Below are 7,783 nucleotides of genomic sequence, written 5' to 3' on the forward strand. Positions count from 1 at the left end.
AGCTCACTCAACACCGTGACATCAGTGTGAACAAAAGCAATAATATTACCTATAGAAATATCTGACCAAGCAGGAAAGGTTACTCCCAGGCTTGCAATGTCTCTTTTACAGATATAACCATGCATTATTGATATGCAACGCCCCATAAGCAGAGCAAGGTTTGCTTCCATTGGTAAGAAACGCACCATAAAAAAATAGCGCTCCATACTATTCCTTCTTCTCAGTTTTTTTCTGGAACATGCCACCCTTAATCAATACAGCAAAAATATAATAAATGTTTGGATGGATGATTGGCTCAGGCATGGCTATCTGTTTAGAGAGCTCTTCAAGATATCGCTCTGCGTTTACAAATAAAGAATAAAAACTCAACTCAGATTCAGGTGAACGCCGAGCAATACCTAACACCGGATCTGCCCCGTACTCGTGCACCCTCAAAAGAGCGTCACCATCCCACCAGTTATCAATTAATTGTATAGCTGCCCCAATCTTGACCGAATTAAAACTCACCGCATAACGACCATTATCGCACCGAACCTTAGCAAAATTTTTTTTGGATTCACCTCTCTCTGGCTTTTCAGTAAATACTTGGCTTGGGTATATTTCTTGGCAGAAACTGGTCTCGATTTTTGCAGTAACATCAGCACTCCAAAAAACATTTTTATCCGTCAATGCCAATACCATTTCAGTACTTAATTCATCTAAGACCGCCTGAGCATCATCAGACCATACATCCCAAGCAAGTTGTCGAGTGTTATTGATTTGATAAAGCCTTCCTGTGCTCGTTTTAATATTTATTTGTGTGTTACCTGTGTTTTGGTTGCGCCAAAGCCACGTGCCTAGTAGTAAGTTTTTACAAAATCGAGAGGCCAACTCTTTATAACCATTACATCTATAAAATGCTTTAGATAGCTCCTCAAGCAAAGAAGATACTCTGTGATCACTGCATCCTGAAGGCTTAAGTGAATTAGCTTGAACTCTAAGTGAGAAACGGCAATAGATATGTTGGATATTTGGCGGTACATAGCATTCTTCAATCGTTAATGGATTGCAGTAAGCCAAGTCATGAGGAGCCAAATTTTTAGGATTAAATTGAGGGGTATATGCCTCAGCGAAACCAGATTTTTGACCACGGATCCTGTTAATTTCTGCCTCAAGAGGAACAAAATCAGACTCAGCTGTTTTATAGAAAAAAACGGCCTTACTTGGGTAAAGCGAACGGTCATACTTTAATAGATTACATAGCTCCATTATCCATCCTTATATGCGTTTCATAAGCATTGATTGCTCTTTAGCCTCTAACATCCAAAACGCTCGATTAAAATAATTAACTTGACCTTGTAACCTTACCTCAATAGCCGATGTGCACTCAACGATCCCAATCACAGTCTCAGCGTAACAATGCAGAGGTTCTATGCTTCCAGCTCTTTTATCTGGTTTTGTCAGAGGCAAATAACCAAACATGACTGGACACAATGAAGTATTAACATCCAACAAATACAAAAGTTGATCAACATTCACGAAATTGAACTTTGTCGGCATAACCCACTGTCCAGATAAGGGTAACTTTTTTAACTGCGCAAAAAGCGCAGTTTCACTTTTATAAAGGTCACACCAATCCCCAGGCTCATCTAATCCCGGCGGATGCATAACACCGCCCGCAAAGCTGGCAGGGAAACTCGATTTCACAATTTCAAGCTGATTATCTAAGTCCTCTAAATCCTGTTCATATCCATCGATATGAATAATAAGATCGAATACCAAATCGCAATATCGATTATCTATTATTCCGGGACGCCTAAACTCCTTTCCCGCCGTTCCATGCATTCCTAGCTCAGGCAGTTTTTTACCTTTTACAAATGAAAATTGACGTATAAACCACGAGAACGATGTCATTCTTAGCTGGGTCCCCAGCCTTTCATTCAATCGGCGTTGGAAATTATGCATCATTCCCCAGACAGCAGTGAGAGAAGGAACGCCTGCACAATAAGGGGTAGATAACGCCTGAGCATCAAATACTCTGATACCTTTTAAGTAAAAATAACGCTGTGTGGACTCAATCTCGCTATATTGAGCGTGTGTAGCTTCAGATACCGAATGCGTTATCAACCATTTTAAACTTTTCCTAAACGTGGGCATCAGTTTTTGATGAAATGCATATTGACCGGTGCTTATGGAATTAGACATCTCCGTATTCAATAAACCCAACAAAGGTCCAAGTAATTCCGGTAGCTGCGCATCAGAAAACGTTAATAACCGAAACTCCAACGAATCAATAATATGCCCTAGCTCTAAGCTTTTAATTAAAAATGACTTATCTTTTAATTCCGTCCGCAAATCAATGATTTGTTCAAGCCATTCAGCTAAAAATTTTCTTATCTGTTTAAGGCAAGCTATTTTTTGCTGTCTTCGCTGCTTTAATGTCAACGCCACACTATTTGATAACAGTTCATCAATCACTTTGGCAAATTGAACTCTGGATAGCACTTGATGCCGAAATAGACTCTTTTGAGAAAGCAACTGATGAAGAACGTTATCACTCTTTGTGAAGACCCTTGATTGGGTTCGCGGGGGATAATTTAAAGCATAAATACTCCCTCCTAGAGATGCAACAAGCTCACTTACTGACGCTGGTCGTGTGAATTTTAATTGAGTAAAACTTCCCTGCTTTTTTATGGCTGCTTGCTGAATCTCAGCCTGAACTGCATGACTTAGAACTGGCGTTATCGCGACATAACCATCATGGTAGGGCATTCGAACTTGTATTGAATATCTATCTACAGCATTTGGAACTGTCTCGTCTGGTAATAAGCCCTTTATCCTAGTGCAAATATCTTCAAACTGATTAACGGGCATACCAAGTTTATTGAAAGCTTTTTTCCACTCAATGGGCATGTCACACAATATATCGGCAAGGCACCTAATTTTGTTTTGCCAAATGAAATGACAGCAAAATAGTTTTGAGAAATTGATTTTGGCGCTGTCATGAGACCACCCCAAAGTCCGATAACAATTTGCACTACTCAAAATACCAGAATGAAGAGGAGGAACCTTTACTCTGAGGTTTTGCCTGCTGACACGAATGTCAGGATATTTCAAATTATGAGTATGCATCCACGGAACTTCATTAATGCAGCTATTAATGTAAGACTGATTTTTTAACGTTTTCCTAGCTAATTTTATATCTAATAAATCAACATCATTTTTTTTGGGGTGAGTCAAATTCACCAGCACAATGAGTGCTAGAGCCTCTTCACCGGTCAAGTCAATACTCTCAGTATAAGCGGTAAATGCACGCCTCAATGCCCGCACTTTCGTTGGAATATCGTCAATATCTAGCAGTGTTCGAATATGAGTATTTACTACCATGCTGATAAGTACATCCCCTGCCAATCAATACCAAAGCTATTTTTATACTCAATAACTTGCCTTAAATAAAATACACCTAAGTGAGGCTCAATTCTCTGCCTCACCTTTTGTTTAAATGACGAAGTCAATATTCCATCTTGATATAGTCGATAAATCTGTTCATGCGTTGTCGAGAGTATTACTGCTGCTTCTGCTACGCTGACTAGCATATCCGCCACATTAGGCCTTTTCGTTTTCGGGTTTTCCTCGACCAACCGCTGTAGATAATGCATCAAAGCAGCATGTATAAAATGTAATTCTTTATCCTCAGGAAACAAGCATCGTGAATTAAGGATCAAGTCACCATAAATAAAACGAAATGGCGTACGATTAAAAAGCGCAATAAGTTTTGATTCAGCGGTCTGAGTTAATAGCTCAAGTTCTTGATAAAAGTTATCAGGCCATTGAGCAAAATACTCAATTGCACCACCTAAAGAGCAGCTATCACAACTACGCTTTTGATACCAAATAAGAGCGGAGTACCGATGGGTCAAAGATGCTTGATTAAGCAAAACATTTTCTGAACTCAGATCTCTTTCAATAAGGCTTTGCGCTAAAGTGAGCTCTGCTTTTTCAGCTTCATTAGTCGACGCTTTGGAAAGATCAAACCCGCACAAGCATTGGCTAATAGACTCATTTTCTATGTAATTGATTGATGATTGGCATGCTGGACAATGATGAATAAGCTTACATTGATGTTTAACGCAGACACTATAAGGCTTTAAGTGCCATTCTTGTCGAATATAAGGCTCTTCAAATAAACATAACGGACAAACAGGCAGGCTTTCGATATTGCCTTCATGTTTAGAGCGGATAAAGCTCAGGGGTATATCAGTCCCGTTACGATGAACAGCAACAGCTCTTCCAATAAAGGTTCGATTAGATTTAAACAGTGCTATTTTTTGCAATTCATGGCGTGGTAAACCAAGTAGTGATTCCAACAAACCTAGGGCTCGCATCCTAAAATGACTGTTATGTTTAGCATGGTAAATATTAAGCAGCTTAATCTCTAAAGGGAATGCACCATGCGCTTCAAAATCAAGATCATGAAGCGCTTCTCTTATGGCAAAACTCAACTGATGATAAGAATCAAAAAAATTTTCTGATACGATTCGAAGCAAATAGCTCTCTAGCGATTCGTCGCTAAAAGCACGCGCTGTTGGTGAGAACAAAAATGCCATGAGCCATCCTTCAACTAGTACTCAACATCCTTTTGAGTGCTGATAAACTCGAACACCTTTTTTCGTTGTTCAGTACTCAGTTTATGAAACGATATAAGTAATTGAGCCATTTCATCAGAGTCACAATAGAAAAAGGCTACGGGTACATCCAACTCTTCTGAGAGTTTTTTTGCCAGATCATAATCGGGTAGATGCCGACCTGTCTCGTAATGGTTCATTCGGCTGCTAGCAGTGTTGATATCAAGCCCAATTCGCATACCAAGTTCTTTTTGTGAAAACGATTTCGCCTTTCTGGCTTGTTTAAGTCGAATGGGGAAAGGTGTTTGTGATGCCAAAGGATGTTCATTTTGTGATACCAGAATACTTAGATTGTCTTAGTTTTTGAATCTAGAGTATACTTAGGAATCCTAAGTTTTTCCATATCAAATTTGCATCCTTAACTGCCAGGAATATGTAGTATGTCGGTTCGTAAAATTTTGCTGGGGATCATCCATCAGCATCAATTGGTTAATTTCACTATCAACGACTTAAAGTTGTTATCCAAAGACCATATATCAGCAAACTCGAATAAGCTCTTGCGCACAAAAATCTATAAGCAAGTATGGTTATTCCTGCAGGAAGGTATATTGATAGTAAACAAGCATCCGTCAGAACCGCAGAAAAATACCTACGCGTTAAATAATAATAGCCAGGGTTTGCTAAAGCCTATAAACACCGTTGTAACTCAAACCTTCAACGCAACAAAAATCAAATCTGAATTAGAAACGCTACAGAAAAAGCTTGGTGATTATAGCAGCGCCCTTGCTTCGGCTAGTGCAGAGGCTCAGGAATATTTGGAGCTTTCACAGGAGCTTCCTGAACTTATACACTCACTTCAATCAAAATTCCTATCAGCAAAAGAGCGGGCGGTGATGTATCAGGGCCGACTTTCTGCAGTTGAGAATGTAATTAGGGATTTTAATTAATGCAGTTACGTCATTGGCAAGAAAGCTGCGCTTCTTTGGCACTTCAGAAGTTTCAGCGTAAGCAAAAACATTTTTTAGCATTGGCCACACCCGGTGCGGGTAAAACAGTGATGGCAGCAGTCGTTGCAAAAAGGCTTTTTGAAGCAAATGAAATTGATTATGTCGTTTGCTTTGCCCCGTCAGTGGCAGTGCTAAATAGCATGCGAAGTACATTCTCAACCGTATTAGCCAGACCTATGCATGGACAGCTAGGAGCCGCAGGCGGTGTTTTCACTTATCAATATCTCGCGAGCAGTAAAACCGCTGACTGGAGCTTTTTGAGAACAAGCAGAGTATTCATTGTTTTCGATGAAATCCATCACTGTGGTGGCGATAAGCCAGAAATGGCTAATACATGGGGGCGAGAGGTCTTAATTAACTTAGGGGCACACGCCAAATTCATATTGTCTATGACTGGCACACCATGGCGCAGTGATTTAGCGCCAATCACTCTGGCAAGCTACTTGGAACCAGATAAGATGATCCGCTGTGATTATGTATATGGCATTTATGATGCTATCAAAGATGGTGTCTGCAGACTGCCTGAAGTGGTGTTAATCGATAATGACAAGTTACAGGTAAATGAAGAAGCCTTTAGTTCACTTGCAACCGCGATGGCAAATTCTGAGCTTAAATATTCAGAACTTCTGATTGACAAGCAAGCTGTTCGGTATTTGCTAAAAACAGCCGTCAAACAACTTATCATCGCAAGACAAGAGCAGCCTAATGCCGCTGGCTTAGTAGTTGCTAGCTCGGTACATGAAGCGGCAAACATCAGACACATTCTGGAGAGTGAATTTAACCAGACGACTGTAATGGTTTCATACCGCGAGACTGATCCACAAACCGTGATTGAAAGATTCAGGACATCTGATACTCAGTGGATAGTTAGTGTAACTATGATTTCCGAAGGCACCGACATACCTCGACTTCGAGTATGTGCACACCTCAGCTTAGTGCGAACCGAATTATTTTTCCGTCAAGTACTGGGGCGCATACTACGAATGATGCCTAATATTTTAAATAAAAAGGCATGGTTGATAAGCTTCGCAGAGAAATCCTTACTGGAATTTGCTCAACGGTTACAACAAGACATACCTGAACAAATCGTTCGATTCGAAAAGCAGGAGTCGCCAAGTGAGCCGGGGCAACAGTTCAGTGACGAAGCCTGCAATAGCTCAGCTCAAAAAGATAAAACTCTGACTTCAAGTAAGAATTGGAGCGTCAACTCTCAAGTTCCTGCTAATGTACTTTCAAACTCTGGATTACTTTTTAGTCTCCAAGGTAGTTATAGACAAAAAGTGTTTTCAATATTTTAAACATAACTAAACTAGCACGGTAATTGGGTTTGAAGGTCGAATGTTAACAATAATGCTTATAAAAGCATTCATTATGTTGATTCTGATACTCAAAAAGTGCGTAGTTATTACCCTGACTTCTTGATTAAGAAACAAGACGGTTCATATGTGATGATAGAGGTTAAAGGGGAGCACATGATTGATTCGCAGAACGTCAGAGATAAAAAAGAAGCGGCTGAGCTAATGGGAGTTTCTGCTGGGATTGGTTATGAAATCATCGCTGGGAAACTGGCTGCGGAAGGGACTTACACTCGAGAGTTCTTATTTTAACAAAACAAACAATATACTCAGTTTAATTAGCTCAGAATTGATCTGACAGTTACTCGATTATCATGAGAACTGTCAGATTAGACTAGAGTTAAGTTATTGTTTACAAATAACTTAGTGTCTTAGGCTCTGAAAATTCACGTGTGATTAGCCTATCTTCAGGGTTTATCGCATTAGGGTTGTACCTGGAAGGCAATAAAATTTCGGAGATCAATACCTTATCTAATGGTAAGGTAAATGGATTGATGTTCTGCTTTGGGGTGTTAACGTTTTTATTTAGAAAAATTGCGTCATAAGCCGCGCTAATATGGCGGATCTCAAGGGTTGACTCACCTTTGTTCATTGCTATTTTGAGCGATTCGATAAGTAAGTGCTTGAGAGCTCGATTCTCACCTTTGCATGCAGCAAAAATAGGGATGGCAAAGTGTTTGTCTTCAAGTTTTGGCGGGGGCTCAAATGGCATATTTTTGGCCAAACTCATCAAATATTGACGGAAAAGCTTAATGTCTTTTTGGAGACTAAAATACTCAAGCTTCCTTCTTCTTACTAGACGGGATGACCATTGTGG

At 39.9% G+C, this 7,783-nt stretch carries 7 protein-coding genes and 2 pseudogenes; 3 read left to right on the top strand and 6 right to left on the bottom strand.

Annotated elements, in window-relative coordinates; all coding sequences use genetic code 11:
- From NWQ57_RS20165 to NWQ57_RS20185, 5 genes and pseudogenes are all read right to left on the bottom strand, one after another.
- Positions 1-206, bottom strand: a pseudogene (locus NWQ57_RS20165) (type I-F CRISPR-associated endoribonuclease Cas6/Csy4); the annotation flags it as partial.
- Between the two features lies 1 nt (position 207).
- Complete coding sequence (gene csy3 / locus NWQ57_RS20170; protein WP_306023984.1) at positions 208-1,248, bottom strand: type I-F CRISPR-associated protein Csy3; 1,041 nt, start codon at positions 1,246-1,248, stop codon at positions 208-210.
- A gap of 9 nt (positions 1,249-1,257) precedes the next feature.
- On the bottom strand, positions 1,258-3,390 hold the full coding sequence (locus NWQ57_RS20175) for a type I-F CRISPR-associated protein Csy2 (protein ID WP_306023985.1): 2,133 nt from the start codon (positions 3,388-3,390) through the stop codon (positions 1,258-1,260).
- Positions 3,360-4,586 carry a TniQ family protein gene (locus NWQ57_RS20180; RefSeq protein ID WP_306023986.1) on the bottom strand — a complete coding sequence of 409 codons (1,227 nt, stop codon included), beginning with the start codon at positions 4,584-4,586 and terminating at the stop codon, positions 3,360-3,362. Before NWQ57_RS20180 ends, NWQ57_RS20175 begins: the two co-directional genes overlap by 31 nt.
- Positions 4,587-4,600: 14 nt before the next feature.
- Positions 4,601-4,921, bottom strand: a complete 321-nt coding sequence (locus tag NWQ57_RS20185) for a helix-turn-helix domain-containing protein (RefSeq protein WP_306023987.1) — start codon at positions 4,919-4,921, stop codon at positions 4,601-4,603.
- Between the two features lie 123 nt (positions 4,922-5,044).
- Between NWQ57_RS20185 and NWQ57_RS20190 the strand changes: the two genes are divergently transcribed.
- The 3 genes from NWQ57_RS20190 (at position 5,045) to NWQ57_RS22715 (ending at position 7,218) form a co-directional block, all read left to right on the top strand.
- Positions 5,045-5,551: a hypothetical protein gene (locus NWQ57_RS20190; RefSeq protein WP_306023988.1), complete on the top strand. Its 507-nt coding sequence runs from the start codon at positions 5,045-5,047 to the stop codon at positions 5,549-5,551.
- Positions 5,551-6,909 carry a DEAD/DEAH box helicase gene (locus NWQ57_RS20195; protein WP_306023989.1) on the top strand — a complete coding sequence of 453 codons (1,359 nt, stop codon included), beginning with the start codon at positions 5,551-5,553 and terminating at the stop codon, positions 6,907-6,909. Before NWQ57_RS20190 ends, NWQ57_RS20195 begins: the two co-directional genes overlap by 1 nt.
- Positions 6,910-6,975: 66 nt before the next feature.
- A complete protein-coding gene (locus tag NWQ57_RS22715) occupies positions 6,976-7,218 on the top strand; it encodes a TnsA endonuclease N-terminal domain-containing protein (protein WP_372340956.1) in 243 nt (80 codons plus the stop codon).
- 100 nt (positions 7,219-7,318) lie between these two features.
- Here the strand turns inward: NWQ57_RS22715 and NWQ57_RS20205 are convergent.
- A pseudogene (locus tag NWQ57_RS20205) lies at positions 7,319-7,783 on the bottom strand (hypothetical protein); the annotation flags it as partial.

Origin of the sequence: Paraglaciecola sp. (assembly GCF_030730205.1) — a bacterium.
GTDB lineage: Bacteria > Pseudomonadota > Gammaproteobacteria > Enterobacterales > Alteromonadaceae > Paraglaciecola.